23 protein-coding genes are annotated in these 16,021 nt (G+C 63.6%); 1 reads left to right on the top strand and 22 read right to left on the bottom strand.

What is annotated here, in order from left to right; genetic code table 11:
• Positions 1–548: 548 nt before the first annotated feature.
• Positions 549–1,940 carry a 3-deoxy-7-phosphoheptulonate synthase class II gene (locus V3B25_RS20310; RefSeq protein ID WP_329811454.1) on the bottom strand — a complete coding sequence of 464 codons (1,392 nt, stop codon included), beginning with the start codon at positions 1,938–1,940 and terminating at the stop codon, positions 549–551.
• A gap of 221 nt (positions 1,941–2,161) precedes the next feature.
• Between V3B25_RS20310 and V3B25_RS20305 the strand changes: the two genes are divergently transcribed.
• Positions 2,162–4,288, top strand: a complete 2,127-nt coding sequence (locus V3B25_RS20305; RefSeq protein WP_329811453.1) for a TonB-dependent receptor — start codon at positions 2,162–2,164, stop codon at positions 4,286–4,288.
• Between the two features lie 95 nt (positions 4,289–4,383).
• On the opposite strand, the gene V3B25_RS20300 is transcribed toward V3B25_RS20305, so the two are convergent.
• The 21 genes from V3B25_RS20300 to rpsC form a co-directional block, all read right to left on the bottom strand.
• Positions 4,384–4,890, bottom strand: a complete 507-nt coding sequence (locus V3B25_RS20300; RefSeq protein WP_010483974.1) for a disulfide bond formation protein B — start codon at positions 4,888–4,890, stop codon at positions 4,384–4,386.
• Positions 4,891–5,075: 185 nt separating this feature from the next.
• Positions 5,076–5,459, bottom strand: coding sequence for a 50S ribosomal protein L17 (rplQ, locus tag V3B25_RS20295; protein ID WP_005408217.1), 384 nt, complete (start codon positions 5,457–5,459; stop codon positions 5,076–5,078).
• Positions 5,460–5,650: 191 nt separating this feature from the next.
• Entirely contained in the window at positions 5,651–6,649 is a 999-nt protein-coding gene (gene rpoA, locus V3B25_RS20290; RefSeq protein ID WP_010483975.1) for a DNA-directed RNA polymerase subunit alpha, read from the bottom strand.
• A 55-nt stretch (positions 6,650–6,704) separates the two neighbouring features.
• A complete protein-coding gene (gene rpsD, locus V3B25_RS20285) occupies positions 6,705–7,334 on the bottom strand; it encodes a 30S ribosomal protein S4 (RefSeq protein WP_004145446.1) in 630 nt (209 codons plus the stop codon).
• A 15-nt stretch (positions 7,335–7,349) separates the two neighbouring features.
• Entirely contained in the window at positions 7,350–7,739 is a 390-nt protein-coding gene (gene rpsK / locus V3B25_RS20280; protein ID WP_004145443.1) for a 30S ribosomal protein S11, read from the bottom strand.
• A gap of 11 nt (positions 7,740–7,750) precedes the next feature.
• Positions 7,751–8,107, bottom strand: a complete 357-nt coding sequence (rpsM, locus tag V3B25_RS20275) for a 30S ribosomal protein S13 (RefSeq protein ID WP_004154500.1) — start codon at positions 8,105–8,107, stop codon at positions 7,751–7,753.
• A gap of 347 nt (positions 8,108–8,454) precedes the next feature.
• Complete coding sequence (gene secY / locus V3B25_RS20270; RefSeq protein ID WP_005408215.1) at positions 8,455–9,822, bottom strand: preprotein translocase subunit SecY; 1,368 nt, start codon at positions 9,820–9,822, stop codon at positions 8,455–8,457.
• A 7-nt stretch (positions 9,823–9,829) separates the two neighbouring features.
• Entirely contained in the window at positions 9,830–10,273 is a 444-nt protein-coding gene (gene rplO / locus V3B25_RS20265) for a 50S ribosomal protein L15 (protein WP_329811452.1), read from the bottom strand.
• 6 nt (positions 10,274–10,279) lie between these two features.
• Positions 10,280–10,471, bottom strand: coding sequence for a 50S ribosomal protein L30 (gene rpmD, locus V3B25_RS20260; protein ID WP_005408214.1), 192 nt, complete (start codon positions 10,469–10,471; stop codon positions 10,280–10,282).
• Positions 10,464–11,006 (bottom strand): 30S ribosomal protein S5, encoded by a 543-nt coding sequence (rpsE, locus tag V3B25_RS20255; protein ID WP_005408213.1) that lies wholly within the window; start codon positions 11,004–11,006, stop codon positions 10,464–10,466. The genes rpmD and rpsE overlap by 8 nt, the downstream gene beginning before the upstream one ends.
• Positions 11,007–11,167: 161 nt before the next feature.
• Positions 11,168–11,527 (bottom strand): 50S ribosomal protein L18, encoded by a 360-nt coding sequence (rplR, locus tag V3B25_RS20250; RefSeq protein WP_024957318.1) that lies wholly within the window; start codon positions 11,525–11,527, stop codon positions 11,168–11,170.
• An 80-nt stretch (positions 11,528–11,607) separates the two neighbouring features.
• Positions 11,608–12,132, bottom strand: a complete 525-nt coding sequence (gene rplF / locus V3B25_RS20245; RefSeq protein ID WP_005408211.1) for a 50S ribosomal protein L6 — start codon at positions 12,130–12,132, stop codon at positions 11,608–11,610.
• 18 nt (positions 12,133–12,150) lie between these two features.
• Positions 12,151–12,549, bottom strand: a complete 399-nt coding sequence (rpsH, locus tag V3B25_RS20240) for a 30S ribosomal protein S8 (RefSeq protein ID WP_005408210.1) — start codon at positions 12,547–12,549, stop codon at positions 12,151–12,153.
• Between the two features lie 258 nt (positions 12,550–12,807).
• The gene (gene rpsN / locus V3B25_RS20235) at positions 12,808–13,113 is read right to left on the bottom strand and encodes a 30S ribosomal protein S14 (protein ID WP_005408209.1); all 306 of its coding nucleotides are present in this window, start codon (positions 13,111–13,113) and stop codon (positions 12,808–12,810) included.
• An 18-nt stretch (positions 13,114–13,131) separates the two neighbouring features.
• A complete protein-coding gene (gene rplE, locus V3B25_RS20230; RefSeq protein WP_004154491.1) occupies positions 13,132–13,674 on the bottom strand; it encodes a 50S ribosomal protein L5 in 543 nt (180 codons plus the stop codon).
• Between the two features lie 11 nt (positions 13,675–13,685).
• Entirely contained in the window at positions 13,686–14,003 is a 318-nt protein-coding gene (gene rplX, locus V3B25_RS20225) for a 50S ribosomal protein L24 (protein ID WP_004154490.1), read from the bottom strand.
• Between the two features lie 16 nt (positions 14,004–14,019).
• A complete protein-coding gene (gene rplN, locus V3B25_RS20220; RefSeq protein WP_004145357.1) occupies positions 14,020–14,388 on the bottom strand; it encodes a 50S ribosomal protein L14 in 369 nt (122 codons plus the stop codon).
• An 11-nt stretch (positions 14,389–14,399) separates the two neighbouring features.
• On the bottom strand, positions 14,400–14,669 hold the full coding sequence (rpsQ, locus tag V3B25_RS20215) for a 30S ribosomal protein S17 (protein ID WP_004154489.1): 270 nt from the start codon (positions 14,667–14,669) through the stop codon (positions 14,400–14,402).
• Between the two features lie 11 nt (positions 14,670–14,680).
• On the bottom strand, positions 14,681–14,866 hold the full coding sequence (gene rpmC, locus V3B25_RS20210; protein WP_004154487.1) for a 50S ribosomal protein L29: 186 nt from the start codon (positions 14,864–14,866) through the stop codon (positions 14,681–14,683).
• Positions 14,866–15,279, bottom strand: coding sequence for a 50S ribosomal protein L16 (gene rplP, locus V3B25_RS20205; protein WP_004154486.1), 414 nt, complete (start codon positions 15,277–15,279; stop codon positions 14,866–14,868). The genes rpmC and rplP overlap by 1 nt, the downstream gene beginning before the upstream one ends.
• 5 nt (positions 15,280–15,284) lie before the next feature.
• Positions 15,285–16,019 carry a 30S ribosomal protein S3 gene (gene rpsC, locus V3B25_RS20200; protein WP_004145350.1) on the bottom strand — a complete coding sequence of 245 codons (735 nt, stop codon included), beginning with the start codon at positions 16,017–16,019 and terminating at the stop codon, positions 15,285–15,287.
• Positions 16,020–16,021 lie beyond the last annotated feature (2 nt).

Genomic DNA, 16,021 nt, shown 5'->3' with positions numbered 1-16,021 from the left:
GGTTGCGGGGGGCGCTGCAAGTACGTCCCTGTAAGCTCGGTCGCCGCATCCATGCGGCTCACGCCCCCGCAACCGGACCCACCCCGCCTTCGACAGTTTTCTGCGATCTGTCGGAAGCTGCTGCTGATGGTGGGTGCCGACCGTTGGTCGGCACGGGGTCGGAGCCCATTTTGAATACTGCTATCTGACAGAAAAATCGTGTCGACCAACGGTCGACACCTACCAACAGCCGCGCATGCCAATCGCCGCAGTTGCCAGTAGATCCACGTCATGCGTGGATGATTCATGCGACATCTGACAGATGTGCCGACCAACGGTCGGCACCCACCAATAGCGACCTGAACCTGTCGAAGGTGGGGCGGTGTCGGAGTGCGGGGTGTCAGCCGCATGGATGCGGCTGCCAAGCTTACAGGGACGTACTTGCAGCGTCCCCGCACTCCGACACCGCCCCGCCAGCCCACGGAATGCATGCTGTTGCCGCTGCTTCGACTTTTGCCGTTGACGTTGATTGCAGCAGGTGCAGGGCTGCAAGCCCTGCCGAAAACCCCTTACCGCGCTTGCTCCTGCTTGCGCACGATCGCCATCGCGATCTCCAGCGACTGCTCGTAATTCAACCGCGGGTCCACCGTTGAGCGATACGCACGCTCCAGGTCACGCTCGGTCAGTTCGCGCGCGCCACCGGTGCATTCGGTCACGTCCTCGCCAGTCAGCTCCAGGTGCACGCCACCCAGGCGCGTGCCCGCGGCCGCATGCAGATCAAACGACATCTCCACTTCGCCACGCACATTGTCGAAACGACGCGTCTTGAAGCCATTGGCAGTGCTTTCGGTGTTGCCATGCATCGCATCGCACACCCACAGCACGCGGCGGCCATCACGCTTGACGGCATCCAGCAGCGGCGGCAGCTTCTCGGCGATCTGCGCCGCACCCATGCGGTGGATGAAGCTCAGTCGACCCGGTTCGTCGTGCGGGTTGAGCACATCGATCAGGCGCAGCAGCTGGTCCGGCGTCACCGACGGGCCGACCTTGATCGCAATCGGATTGCGCACGCCACGCAGGTATTCCACGTGCGCGCCATCGAGCGCAGCCGTGCGCATGCCGATCCACGGGTAATGCGTGCTCAGGTTCAACCAGCCCTGCTGGCGCGGCACCTGGCGGGTCAGCGCCTGCTCGTAGGGCAGCAGCAGTGCTTCATGCGAGGTATAGAAGTCGATGCGGTTGAGGTTGTGCACGCGGGCCCCGGCCAGGGTCTCCATGAAGTGCACCGCATCGCCGATCGAGGCCACCATCTTCTGGTAATCGGCCGCCAGCGGCGAGTGGCTTACCCACTCCAGGTTCCAGTATTCGGGGTGGTGCAGGTCGGCGAAACCACCGTCGATCAGCGCACGCACGAAGTTCATCGTCATCGCCGAATGCGCGTGGGCCTGCAGCATCCGCTTCGGGTCCGGCAGACGCGCTGCTTCAGTGAAAGCGGGGGCGTTGATCACATCGCCGCGGTAGCTTGGCAGGGTCACGCCGTCGCGGGTCTCGGTATCGGCCGAACGCGGCTTGGCGTACTGGCCGGCAAAGCGGCCAACGCGGATCACCGGCTGGCGCAGGCCGTGCACCAGCACCAGGCTCATCTGCAGCAGTACCTTCAGCCGGTTGGAAATGGTGCCCGATTCGCAGTCGCTGAAGTTCTCCGCGCAGTCGCCGCCCTGCAGCAGGAAGCGCTTGCCTTCCTGCGCCTCGGCCAGCTGCTGCTTCAGCGCCAGGATCTCCCAGGAAGTCACCAGCGGCGGCAGCCGCTTCAGCTCGTGCAGGGCGGCGTCCAGCGCCACCGGGTCCGGGTAGGTCGGCATCTGCAGCGCGGTCTTGCCACGCCAGCTCTCCGGCGACCAGGCGGCGCCAGTGGCGGCTGCGGCGGGATCGGGCACGGGCGGAACGGCGGACAGGCTCATTGCAGACTTCCGGGATGGGGGGCGGTCATGGTCGCAGAGCCAGCCGCTGGCGCAAAGGGCCGACCTGCTCGGCCAGGCCGCCTGAACGGCAGGGAAAGGCCGATGCGAGCAGCCAGATCCAGCATGGTCAGCCGCTCAAGGCAGGCGCATGATCTGTTACGGAGTAACACTTCCACGTCATGGACCGGCCCCTTCCACGCCCTGCCATCACTCTTCCCATCATGAAGCCCTCGCCCCTCGCTACCGGCATCACCTTCGCCCTGGCCCTGGCCAGCCTGCCCGCCTTCGCGGCCGCCGCCGATGGCGCCGGGCCTGCGGTCAAGGACCTGGACACGGTCACCGTCAGCGCCCAACTCGACCAGGCCCGCAACGCGTTGTCGCCGGACATCGGCAGCAGCCAGTACCAGATCAGCGCCGAGGACATCCAGAAGCAGCCGCTGGGCGCCTCCGCGCCGCTCAGCCAGGTGCTGCTGCAGGCACCCGGCGTGGTCCAGGATTCCTATGGCGGCGTGCACGTGCGCGGCGACCACGCCAACCTGCAGTACCGCATCAACGGCGTATTGCTGCCCGAATCGATCTCCGGCTTCGGCCAGACCCTGGATGCGCGCACCATCAAGAGCATCCGCCTGATGGACGGCGCGTTGCCGGCGCAGTTCGGCGAGCGCACCGCGGCGGTGGTCGACATCACCACCCGCAATGGCGCCGAGCTGGGCAACGGTGGCAGTGCCGGGCTGACCGCGGGCTCGTTCGGCAAGATCAACCCGAATGCCTCGTGGTGGGGCAACCAGGGACGCTGGAGCTGGTTCCTGACCGGCAATTACGACCAGAACGAGGTCGGCCTGGAGAACCCCACCAACTCGCGCAAACCGCTGCACGACGACACCCACCAGGGCAAGGCCTTCGCCGACCTGACCTACCTGGTCAACGAGAACACCCGCCTGAGCGTGTTCGCCGGCTTCGCCAACAACCGCTTCCAGATTCCGGTCAATCCGGGGCAGACGCCACAATTCGGCTATCTCGATACCACCACCTTCGATTCCAGCCAGCTGGATGAGACCCAGCGCGAGACCACCCGCTTCGGCATGCTGGTACTGCAGGGCACGCTGGGCAGCACCGCCTACCAACTGTCGGCCGGGCAGCGCTACAGCGATGTGGCGTTCAATCCGGACGTCATCGGCGATCTGGTGTTCAGTGGCGTCGCCTCGCAGGTCCAGCGCAGCAACCGTGCCAACACCCTGCAGGCCGACTTCTCCACACCACTGGGCAACGACCACACGCTGCGCTACGGCTTGTACGGCAACTACGAGAACGCACGGGCCAGCAGCAACAGCTGGGTGTTCCCGGTTGATGACGGCGGCCAGCAGTCCAGCACCACGCCGCTGCTGATTCCTGACCACAGCGCCTTCCATGCCAGCACGCTGGCGTTGTACGTACAGGATGAGTGGAAAATCGGCGACGACTGGACCGTCAACTACGGTCTGCGCGGTGACCGCTACAAGGCCTTCGGCCGCACCGAGGGCCAGCTCAGCCCGCGCGTGGGCGTGGTCTGGAATGCCAGCGACAGCACCACCGTGCATGCCGGCTATTCGCGCTATTTCACGCCACCGGCCAGTGAACTGATCGCCAGCAGCGACATCGCCCTGTACGACGGCACCACCAACCAGCAGCCCAGCGGCGGCAACAACACGCCGCTGGCCGAGCGCAGCGACTACTACGACATCGGCGTCTCGCAGCAGCTGGGTGAACACCTGACCCTGGGCCTGGACGCTTACGACCGCCGCGTCGCGCGCCTGCAGGACGAAGGCCAGTTCGGCGCCGCCTACATCTATTCGACCTTCAACTACCGCCGCGGACACATCCGTGGCCTGGAGTTCAGTGCCGACTACAGCAACGGCCCGTTCAGTGCCTACTTCAATGCCGCGCTGAACAAAGCCATCGGTACGGATGTCATCACCAGCCAGTACAACCTCGATCCCGAGGCGCTGGCCTATGTGGCCAACCACTGGATCCACCTCGACCACGACCAGAAGCTGACCTCGTCGGGTGGCCTCAGCTACGCCTTCGCCGGGCACAACCGGATCGGTGCCAACTACGTGTTCGGCAGCGGCCTGCGTTCGGACATCGAAGGCGTACCCAACGGCGGCGAGCTGCCGTCGTACCTGCAGGTGAACCTCAGCGCCGGGCACGATTTCAATGCCGACAGCGGCCATCCATTGCACGTGCAGCTGGCGGTGATCAACGCTTTGGACCGCAGCTACCAGCTGCGCGATGGCGGTGGCGTCGGCGTGTTCGCTCCGCAATGGGGACCGCGCCGCGGCGCCTACATGAGCCTGCAGCAGGATTTCTGAGAACGGACCGTGGTAGTGCCGGCCGCTGGCCGGCATCTACGGGAAAGCTGCCGTCGTTCACGAGGTTGCCGGCCAGCGGCCGGCACTACCTTGCCTCAGCGCTTGACCTTGCGCAGCGACACCACCAGCGCCCACAGCGCCAGCAGCACGAACCACACGCCCGACCACATCGGCATGGTCAGGCCGAGGAAGGTCCAGTCGATGTTGCCGCAGTTGCCAGTGCCGGTCAGCACCGTGCGGAACACTTCCAGCGGCCCCATGGTTTCGCTCAGGAAGGCCAGCGGCGGGCCACAGGTGGATCCCATTTCCGGCGGCAGCATCTGCACGTAGACGTGGCGCGCGGCGATGCCCACGCCCACTGCGGCGGCAATGAACGCCAGCACGCCATAGGTCGCGCGTCCGGGGCGGTTGGACGGACCATGCAGTGCACCGATCAGGAACAGCAGGCCAAGCGCAGCGAAGGCCAGGCGCTGGAAGATGCACAGCGGACACGGCTCCAGGCCCATCTTCAGCTGCAGGAAGATCGCGTAGCCAAGCAGGCCCGCGCAGATCAGGAAGCCCAGGAAGAACTGGGCGCGGAAGGGCCAGCGCAGTGGATTCATCGTCAACGCTCGAATGGATCAGGCGCCAAGCGTAACCGAGAGTGCGCGCCATTCGAACCGCCACAGGTGACGCCTGTCGGAACGGTGTGGGTCAGAGCCCTGTCCTGCAGAAAGGGATCCGCCCCCGGAAACGCAAAAGCCCGGCAGAGGCCGGGCTTTCGCTGTGTCGCATTGGAGCGGTCCGATTACTCGGCCACTTCCTCGGCCACGACCGGACGGTCAACCAGCTCGACGTAGGCCATCGGCGCGTTGTCGCCAGCGCGGAAGCCGCACTTCAGCAGACGCAGGTAGCCACCCGGACGGTTCGCGTAGCGCGGGCCCAGGATGGTGAACAGGTTGCCCACGGCTTCGTTGTCGCGCAGGCGGGCGAAGGCCAGACGGCGGTTGGCGACGGAGTCGACCTTGGCCAGGGTGATCAGCGGCTCGGCAACGCGGCGCAGTTCCTTGGCCTTCGGCAGGGTGGTCTTGATCAGCTCGTGCTTGAACAGCGAGGCAGCCATGTTCTTGAACATCGCTTCGCGGTGGGCGCTGGTACGGCTGAACTTACGGCCAGACTTCTGGTGACGCATGGTGATATTCCTTGGTTAATGATGAGACTGTGCGGATCGTTGTCGCCATCCTGGCGTTGCTGCGCGGACTGCGGTTGGTCCTGGCCACCCGTCCTGGGCGACCTGCCGCGCGAACCTGGGGTTCGTCGTGGCATGGTGTGTTGCGTTGAAGGCCCCACCGCGAACGGTGGAGCCTTCAGGCATTACCGATATCAGCCCAGCATGCCGTGGCTGGCGACACCGGCCGGCGGCCAGTTCTCCAGCTTCATGCCGAGCGACAGGCCGCGCTGAGCCAGCACTTCCTTGATCTCGGTGAGCGACTTCTTGCCCAGGTTCGGGGTCTTCAGCAGCTCCACTTCGGTCTTCTGGATCAGATCGCCGATGTAGTAGATGCTTTCAGCCTTCAGGCAGTTGGCCGAACGCACGGTCAGCTCCAGATCGTCGATCGGGCGCAGCAGGACCGGATCCACGCCGTTGTTGGCCGGCTTGGCTGCACCGCGGTCGCGGTGGGTGAAGTCACCGAACACCGACAGCTGGTCGCTGAGGATGTCGGCGGCGGTGCGCACGGCTTCCTCGGCGTCGATGGTGCCGTTGGTCTCGATATCGATGACCAGCTTGTCCAGGTCGGTACGCTGTTCGACGCGGGCCGCTTCCACGGCATAGGCGACGCGGCGGACCGGCGAGAACGAGGCATCCAGGACCAGACGGCCGATGGCACGGGTTTCTTCGTCCGGACGACGACGCGCGGCAGCCGGCTGGTAGCCGAAACCACGTTCGATCTTCAGACGCATGTTGATCGCCGTATCCTTGGTCAGGTGGCAGATCACGTGTTCGCCGTTCAGGATCTCCACATTGTGGTCGACCTTGATGTCGGCAGCGGTGACAACGCCCGGGCCCTGCTTGGACAGGGACAGGGTGGCGCTGTCGCCAGAGTGCATACGGATGGCCACGTCCTTGAGGTTCAGCAGGACTTCGAGCACGTCCTCCTGCAGACCTTCGACCGTGGTGTACTCATGCAACACGCCGTCGATTTCGACTTCCGTGATGGCGAAGCCCGGGATGGACGACAGCAGCACGCGACGCAGGGCATTACCCAGCGTATGCCCGTAACCCCGCTCCAAAGGTTCGATAACGACCTTTGCACGGGTGTCGGTAAGGCGTTCGATCTGCGGACCGCGAGGACGCAGAACCTGGTTGGCGGTAACCGTCATGTTGCGGGTTCTCCTAGTGAACCCCCGGCCGTCGCCGGGGGCTCTCCAATGTGAATTACTTCGAATACAGCTCGACGATCAGCGCTTCGTTGATGTCCGCAGGCAGATCCGAACGATCCGGAACAGCCTTGAAGATGCCGGTGAACTTGCCGGAATCCACTTCAACCCACGACGGGCTCAGGTCATGCTGGGCGGCGACGGTCAGGGCTTCCTGGACGCGCAGCTGCTTGGCAGCCTTTTCAGACAGAGCGATGGCGTCGCCAGCCTTGACCTGGTACGAAGCCAGGTTGACCGACTTGCCATTCACGGTGACGCCGCGGTGCGACACCAGCTGACGGGCAGCCGGACGGGTCACGGCGAAGCCCATGCGGTAGACGACGTTGTCCAGGCGGGTTTCCAGCAGCTGCAGCAGGTTCTCGCCGGTGTTGCCCTTCTTGGTCGAGGCCTTCTTGTAGTAGTTGCGGAACTGACGCTCCAGCAGGCCGTAGATACGCTTGACCTTCTGCTTTTCACGCAGCTGGGTGGCGTAGTCGGACAGCTTGCCCTTGCGGGCAGTGGCGCCGTGCTGGCCGGGCTTCTGCTCCAGCTTGCACTTCGAGTCCAGCGCACGCGCCGGGCTCTTCAGGGACAGGTCGGCGCCTTCGCGACGGGCGAGCTTACAGGTAGGACCGATATAACGAGCCATTTCTTATCGCTCCCTTTAGACGCGACGCTTCTTCGGCGGACGGCACCCGTTGTGCGGGATAGGCGTCACGTCGATGATGTTGGTGATCTTGTAGCCGACGTTGTTCAACGAACGCACGGCCGACTCACGGCCCGGACCCGGGCCCTTGATGCGGACTTCCAGCGACTTCACGCCGTAGTCCAGCGCAGCACGACCGGCCTTTTCAGCAGCCACCTGGGCAGCGAACGGGGTCGACTTGCGCGAACCGCGGAAGCCAGCGCCACCGGAGGTCGCCCACGACAGAGCGTTGCCCTGGCGGTCGGTGATGGTGACGATGGTGTTGTTGAACGAAGCGTGGACGTGGGCAACGCCGTCGGTGACGACGCGCTTGATCTTCTTCTTGGTCTTAGCAGCGGGCTTAGCCATTTCTCAGTCCCTTACTTCTTGATCGCCTTGCGCGGACCCTTGCGGGTGCGGGCGTTGGTACGGGTGCGCTGGCCACGCAGCGGGAGGCCACGACGGTGACGCAGGCCGCGGTAGCAGCCCAGGTCCATCAGGCGCTTGATCGCGATGCCGATCTCACGGCGCAGATCGCCTTCCACGATGTACTTGCCGACTTCGGCGCGCAGGCGCTCGATTTCCGGCTCCGACAGATCGCGGATCTTGGTGGTCGAAGCAACGCCTGCGACTTCGCAGACCTTCTTCGAACGGGTACGGCCGATGCCGTAAATGCTTTGCAACCCGACCCAGACATGCTTCTGGGCTGGCAGGTTGACGCCTGCAATACGCGCCATGACGCGGTTCTCCAGCTGAGTGATGGCCGACAGCGCGCCTCGGGCACGCCAATCCGGCAGGATGGATCAAAAAAGTGAACTAGCGATACTAACAAGGTTCCGGTTTACATGGAAGCCCGTGAAACCATTGGTTTCATGAACCCGGCCTGGGGAGTGTGCCCAGGCTCCGGCGCCGGATGGGGTTGGACCTGGGGTTTCCCCCGGGGCCGCCCGCGCTACTCCAGCGCGGGACCACCTCATCACACCCCCACCCGGAACCGCTGCGGGGGCCGCCCTTCGTTTGTGTGGCCGGAGTCCGCGAAGCGGAGGGACCATCACGTCAGGAAGACGAAAGTATAACAGGCCAATCAGCCGCGGGCAAAACCGCCGCGGTTGCCGCCCTTCAGGTTGGCCTTCTTCAGCAGGCTCTCGTACTGGTGGGACATCAGGTGCGCCTGCACCTGGGCGATGAAGTCCATCACCACCACCACCACGATCAGCAGCGAAGTACCACCGAAGTAGAACGAGGCGTTCAGCTGCGTGCGCATCAGTTCCGGCAGCAGGCAGACGATCACCAGGTAGGCCGAGCCGGCCGCGGTCAGGCGGGTCAGCACGCCGTCGATGTAATCGGCAGTGGCCTTGCCCGGACGGATGCCCGGAATCAGTGCGCCCGACTTCTTCAGGTTGTCGGCGGTTTCCTGCGAGTTGAACACCAGCGCGGTATAGAAGAACGCGAAACCGGTGATCAGCGCAGCGAACACGATCATGTGCAGCGGCTCGCCCGGGCCGAGCGCGTTGGCGACCTTCTGCAGGACCTGGCCGAAGCTGCTCTGGTTGGCAGCCTGGCCGGACCACATGGCCAGGGTAGCCGGGAAGGCCAGCAGGCTCGAGGCGAAGATCGCCGGGATGACGCCGGCCATGTTGAGCTTCAGCGGCAGGAACGAGGTCTGGTTCATGTACGCGTTGCGACCGCCCTGGCGGCGCGCGTAGTTGACCGTGATCCGGCGCTGGCCACGCTCGACGAACACCACGAAGAAGGTGAAGGCGAGCACGACGATGGCGATCAGCAGCAGCTGGATGAACTGGATGTTGCCGTCGCGGTAGGCGTCGAAGGTGTGGATGATCGCACCCGGTAGGCCAGCGACGATACCGGCGAAGATGATCAGCGACACGCCATTGCCGATGCCGCGCTCGGTGACCTGCTCACCGACCCACATCAGGAACATGGTGCCGGCGGTCAGCGCGACCACGGCGGTGAGCACGAAGCCCATGCCCGGCGCGTACACGACCGGAGCGCCCGACGGCGAGACCTGGCCCTGCAGGGCCAGCGCGATCGAGCCGCCCTGCACCACTGCCAGCAGCACGGCGCCGATGCGCGAATACTGGGTGATCTTGCGGCGGCCGGACTCACCTTCCTTCTGCATCGCCTTCAGGGCGGGGAAGATGTGCACGGCCAGCTGCATCACGATCGATGCCGAGATGTACGGCATCACGTTCAGCGCGAAGATGCTGAAACGGTGCAGGGCGCCGCCCGAGAACATGTTGAACATGTCCACGATGCCGCCGCCCTGCTGTTGCATCATGGCAAGCATGGCATCGGGATTGACGCCCGGCACCGGCACGTAGCAGCCGATGCGATAGACGATCAAAGCCCCGACGACGAACAGCAAACGTTGGCGAAGTTCAGTGAACTTGCCCATTCCGCCCGCGAGGTTACCGATGCCAGCTTGCGCCATGATTTTCTTACTCCGTTACGCTGCCGCCGGCAGCTTCGATCGCAGCCTTGGCACCAGCCGTGACAGCGATACCCTTCAGGGTGAACGCCTTGGTCACTTCGCCCTTGACGACGACCTTGGCCTTCTTTGCAGTGCTCGGGACCAGCTTGGCAGCACGCAGGGCGGCGAAGTCGATCTCACCGGCCGGCAGCTTGTCCAGCGCGTACAGCAGCACTTCAGCGGTGTCCTTGGCGATCGGCGAACGGAAGCCGATCTTCGGCAGACGACGCTGCATGGGGGTCTGGCCGCCTTCGAAGCCAGCCTTGATCTTGCCGCCACCCTTGCGGGCGAACGAACCCTTGTGGCCGCGGCCGGCAGTCTTGCCCAGGCCCGAGCCGATACCGCGACCGACGCGGGTACGCTCGGTGCGGGCGCCCGGTGCCGGGCTCAGTTCATTGAGACGCAGAGTCATGGTCGATTACTCCTCAACCTGGACGAGGTACTGAACCTTGTTGATCAGGCCGCGCACCTGCGGGCTGTCCTTCAGTTCACGCACATCGTTGAGCTTGTTCAGGCCCAGGGCACGCACCGACAGGCGGTGACGCGACTGGGTGCCACGCAGGCCACGCACCAGGCGGACCTTGACAGTCTTGTTGGACTCATTAGCCATGGTTGAGTTCCTCCACCTTCTTGCCGCGCTTGGCCGCGATGCGGGCCGGCGACTGCGCAGCAGACAGGCCCTTCACGGTGGCACGCACCAGGTTGATCGGGTTGCGCGAACCGGTGGCCTTGGCCAGCACGTTCTTCACGCCAACCGCTTCCAGCACGGCGCGCATGGCACCGCCGGCGATGACGCCGGTACCTTCCGAAGCCGGCTGCATGAACACGCGGGCTGCGCCGTGACCATCCTTGATGGTGTGCCACAGGGTGCCGTTGTTCAGGTCAACGCTGACCAGGTTCTTGCGGGCCTGTTCCATCGACTTCTGGATGGCGACCGGCACTTCGCGGGCCTTGCCATAACCGAAACCGACCTTGCCTTCGCCGTCGCCGACAACGGTCAGGGCGGTGAAGGTGAACTGGCGGCCACCCTTGACGGTCTTGCTGACGCGGTTGACCGCGACCAGCTTTTCGATCATGCCGTCGTCGATCTTCTCTTCGCGGTTACGGTCGCGATCGCGACCCCGCTGCTGACGCTCTTCTGCCATGTTGATTCCTTGGTTGTTTGGGTATGTACGGCTCGAAGCCGCTTATGGTTGTGGCGTGACGCGGCGTTCCGGTGGGCCGCTGCAGAAGAGCGGCGCCGTCCAGCCTCACTCAGGCTGGCGAGCAGGCAGGCAGGAGACCAATGGACCCCTGCCCTTGTCCCTTAGAACTGCAGGCCGGCTTCGCGGGCGGCTTCTGCCAGGGCCTTGATGCGGCCGTGGTAGCGGTAGCCCGAACGATCGAAGGCAACCTTCTCGACGCCGGCGGCCTTGGCGCGCTCAGCGACGATACGGCCGACCTTGGCGGCGGCGTCGGCGTTCTTGCCGTTCTTCAGGCCTTCCATGACGTCGGTCTGGGTGGTGTTGGCAGCAGCCAGCACCTTGGAACCGTCGGCGGTGAAGACCTGGGCGTACAGGTGCTGGCCGGTGCGCAGCACCGACAGGCGGGCGACGCCGAGCTCACGGATGTGGGCGCGGGTCGACTTGGCGCGACGCAGGCGGGCGATGTTCTTGTTCATTTTGATTATTCCTTGAAAGCTGAAGGTTGGGCTTTTCCCTGAGGAGTCCGCACAAGGATGTGCGGGCTCTTGCGAGGGACTCGCACTTACGCCTTCTTGGCTTCCTTACGGATGATGACTTCGTCGGAGTACTTCACGCCCTTGCCCTTGTACGGCTCCGGCTTGCGGAACGCACGGATCTTGGCGGCAACTTCACCGACGACCTGCTTGTCAGCGCCCTGGACCAGGATCTCGGTCTGGGTCGGGGTCGACAGGGTGATGCCTTCCGGCGCCACGAACACGACCGGATGCGAGAAGCCCAGCGACAGGCTCAGGTCCTTGCCCTGCATGGCAGCGCGGTAACCCACGCCGACCAGCTCCAGCTTGCGCTCGAAGCCTTCGGACACGCCCTTGACCATGTTGGACAGGATCGCACGCACGGTACCGGTCAGTGCGACCAGGTCGGCGTTCTCGGTGCTCAGGGTGGCAACGCCGTTGTCGACGTTGATGGCAATACCGGCCGGCTTGGCCAGCGACAGGGTGCCCTTCGGGCCCTTGGCGGTGACGCTGTCCGACTGGACGTTCAGTTCAACCTTACCCAGGTCGATCGGCTTCTTGGCTACGCGGGACATAGTTCTACTCCTTTCGCCTTAGGCCACGAAGCACAGGACTTCGCCGCCGACGCCCAGCTGGCGCGCCTGCGCATCAGTCATGATGCCCTTGGAGGTGGAAATGATGGAGATACCCAGGCCGTTCATGACCTTCGGCAGCTCGCTCTTGCCGCGGTACTGGCGCAGGCCCGAACGCGAGAAGCGCTTCAGGGTCGCGATGACCGGCTTGCCTTCGAAATACTTCAGCACGATTTCCAGCTCGGACTTGTTGTTTTCCAGCTGGGTCACGCGCAGGTCGGTGATGTAACCCTCGTCCTTCAGGACCTGGGCAATCGCAACCTTGATCTTGGACGACGGGGCTTTCACCGTCTGCTTGCCAACCGCGGCCGCATTCTTGATGCGGACCAGCAGGTCGGCGATGGGATCAGTCATGCTCATATGAGTACCTTTGAGTGCACCGATATCCGCTTTCGCGAAAATCTGTTGTCTCCTGGAAACGGGCCAGGTCCCTTGTTGCAGCGGGCCGGAAGCCCACTCCTACAACCCCGTCTGCACAGGGCAAGACGCGGGAGTATACGCCAAAAGAGCCCGGCTTGCGCCGGGCTCTTCGGTTTTTTTGCGTCGGGAAAGCTGAATGTCCCCCCTGCCCGGTTCAGGAACCCCCGAAGGGGCTCCTGATCGCAGGGCCGGCTGGGATTACCAGCTGGCCTTGCGCAGACCCGGGACGTCGCCACGCATGGTGGCTTCACGCAGCTTGTTACGGCCCAGGCCGAACTTGCTGTAGACGCCACGCGGACGACCCGACAGCTCGCAACGGTTGCGCTGGCGGCTCGGCGACGAATCGCGCGGCAGCTTGGCCAGCTTGGTTGCGGCGTCGATCTTCTCTTCGTAGGTCGCGTCCACGGAGGACACGATCTTCTTCAGAGCTGCACGCTTTTCAGCGTACTTCTTTGCCAGCTTTTCCCGCTTGATGTCGCGGTTGACCATGGAGGTCTTTGCCATTTCGGTTTCCTCGACAGATCAGTTACGGAACGGGAACTTGAACGCTGCCAGCAGCGCCTTCGCTTCCGCGTCGGTCTTCGCAGTGGTGGTGATGGCGATATCCATACCGCGGATCGCGTCGACGGCGTCGAAGTCGATTTCCGGGAAGATGATCTGCTCCTTCACACCCATGTTGAAGTTGCCGCGGCCGTCGAAGGAACGACCGGAAACACCACGGAAGTCGCGCACGCGCGGCAGCGAGATGTTGATCAGGCGATCCAGGAACTCGTACATCTTGTGGCGACGCAGCGTGGTCTTGCAGCCGATCGGCCAACCATCGCGGATCTTGAACGACGCAACCGACACACGCGACTTGGTGACAACCGGCTTCTGGCCGGAAATCTTGGTCATGTCGCCGACGGCGTTTTCCAGGATCTTCTTGTTGGTGGCCGCTTCGCCGACACCCATGTTCAGGGTGACCTTGACCAGCTTCGGCACTTCCATCGGATTGGTGTAGCCGAACTGCTTCATCAGCGCCGGCACCACTTCGTCCTTGTAGAACTTTTCGAGACGGGAACTCATCTTCTCATTCCTCAGGCGTCGAGCGCCTCACCGCTGGAGCGGAACACACGCAGTTTGCGTCCATCCTCCAGCACCTTGAAGCCAACGCGTTCGCCCTTGCCCGAAGCCGGGTTCAGAACATTCACGTTGGAGATATGGATCGAAGCTTCGCGCTCGACCACGCCGCCGGCAACACCTGCCTGCGGGTTCGGCTTGGTGTGGCGCTTGACGATGTTCACGTTGGCGACGACCACACGGTCGCCGTCGACGCGGACGACTTCGCCCTGCTTGCCCTTGTCCTTGCCAGCGTTGACGACAACCTGGTCGCCCTTCTTGATACGGTTAGCCATGATTATCTCCTGTCGCTCACAGCACTTCGGGAGCGAGCGAGACGATCTTCATGAACTTCTCCGAACGAAGTTCACGGGTCACCGGCCCGAAGATACGGGTACCGATCGGCTCCTGCTTGCTGTTCAGCAGAACGGCAGCGTTGCCGTCGAAGCGGATCAGCGAGCCGTCGGCGCGACGCACACCCTTGCGGGTACGCACCACGACGGCGTCATACACTTCACCCTTCTTGACCTTGCCGCGCGGAATCGCATCCTTCACGGTGACCTTGATGATGTCGCCGATGCCGGCGTAACGGCGCTTGGAACCACCCAGCACCTTGAAGCACATCACCTGCTTGGCACCCGAATTGTCCGCGACGTCAAGGTAGCTCTGCATCTGGATCATGATTCAGCTCCTTATTCAGCCGCGCGCGTGATGACTTCCACCACGCGCCAGTTCTTGGTCTTGGACATCGGAGCAATCTCGGTCACGCGGACGACATCGCCTTCCTTGCAGGCGTTGTCGGCATCGTGGGCGTGCAGCTTCGTCGAGCGCTTGATGTACTTGCCGTACAGCGCGTGCTTGACCTGACGCTCAACCAGGACGGTAACCGTCTTGTCCATCTTGTTGCTGACGACACGGCCTTCGACCGTGCGCAGCGTCTTCTTTTCAGTATTGTCGCTCATAGCGGCCATCCTTACTTCGTGCTGCCGAGCAGGGTCTTGACGCGAGCAATCTCGCGACGGACCCGGCGAATGTCGTGGGTCTTCGGCAGCTGGCCGGTGACCTGCTGCATACGGACAGAGAACTGTTCCTTACGCAGGTCGATCAGGTGGGCCTTGAGTTCGTCAGCCGACTTTTCACGGAGAGTTTTGATATCCATCAGCGCACCGTACGGGTCACGAAAGTGGTGGTGACCGAGAGCTTGGCGGCGGCCAGGCGGAACGCCTCGCGAGCCACTTCCTCGGAAACACCCTCGATTTCATAGATCATGCGGCCGGGCTGGATCTGGGCCACCCAGTATTCCACGTTGCCCTTACCAGAACCCATTCGGACTTCGATGGGCTTCTTGGTGATGGGCTTGTCGGGGAACACGCGGATCCACATCTTGCCGCCGCGCTTGACGTAGCGGCTGATCGAGCGGCGGGCCGCTTCGATCTGACGCGCGGTCAGCTGACCGTGTGCGGTTGCCTTCAGGCCGTATTCGCCGAAGCTGACAGCGTTGGCGCTCCAGCTCAGGCCATCGTTACGGCCCTTGTGTACCTTGCGGTACTTGGTTCGCTTGGGTTGCAACATTGTCGTTACCTCGCTTCACGGGCCGGGCGCTGACGGTCACCACGGTCGCCGCGATCGTGACGATCGTTGCGCGACGGGGTGTCGTCCTGCTTTTCCTGGCCAACCTGGGAGAAATCGAAGACCTCGCCCTTGTAGATCCAGACCTTGATGCCGATGATGCCGTAGGTCGTCTTGGCTTCAGCGAAGCCATAGTCGATGTCGGCACGCAGGGTGTGCAGCGGCACGCGGCCTTCGCGGTACCACTCCGAACGGGCGATTTCTGCACCGTTGAGGCGGCCACCCACGTTGACCTTGATGCCCAGGGCACCCAGGCGCATCGCGTTGCCGACCGAGCGCTTCATTGCGCGGCGGAACATGATGCGACGCTCCAGCTGCTGGGCGATCGACTCGGCAACGAGCTGCGCGTCCAGTTCCGGCTTGCGCACTTCGGTGACGTTGATGTGCGCCGGGACGCCCATCATCTCGCTCACTTCCTTGCGCAGCTTCTCGATGTCCTCACCGCGCTTGCCGATCACCACGCCCGGACGGGCGGTGTGGATCGTCACGCGAGCGGTCTTGGCCGGACGCTCGATCAGGATCTTGCTGATGCCGGCCTGAGCCAGCTTCTTGCGCAGCATTTCGCGCACTTTCAGGTCGGCTGCCAGGTAACCAGCGAACTCGGCCTTGTTGGCGTACCACTTGGAGTTCCAGTCCTTGGAAATGCCGAGGCGGATACCAATCGGATGAACTTTATGACCCATGG

The sequence above is a fragment of the Stenotrophomonas sp. SMYL8 genome (assembly GCF_036320065.1).
Classification (GTDB): domain Bacteria; phylum Pseudomonadota; class Gammaproteobacteria; order Xanthomonadales; family Xanthomonadaceae; genus Stenotrophomonas; species Stenotrophomonas maltophilia_A.
The sequence above is the reverse complement of the archived record's forward strand: the minus strand, read 5'-3'. Positions and strand labels throughout refer to the sequence as shown.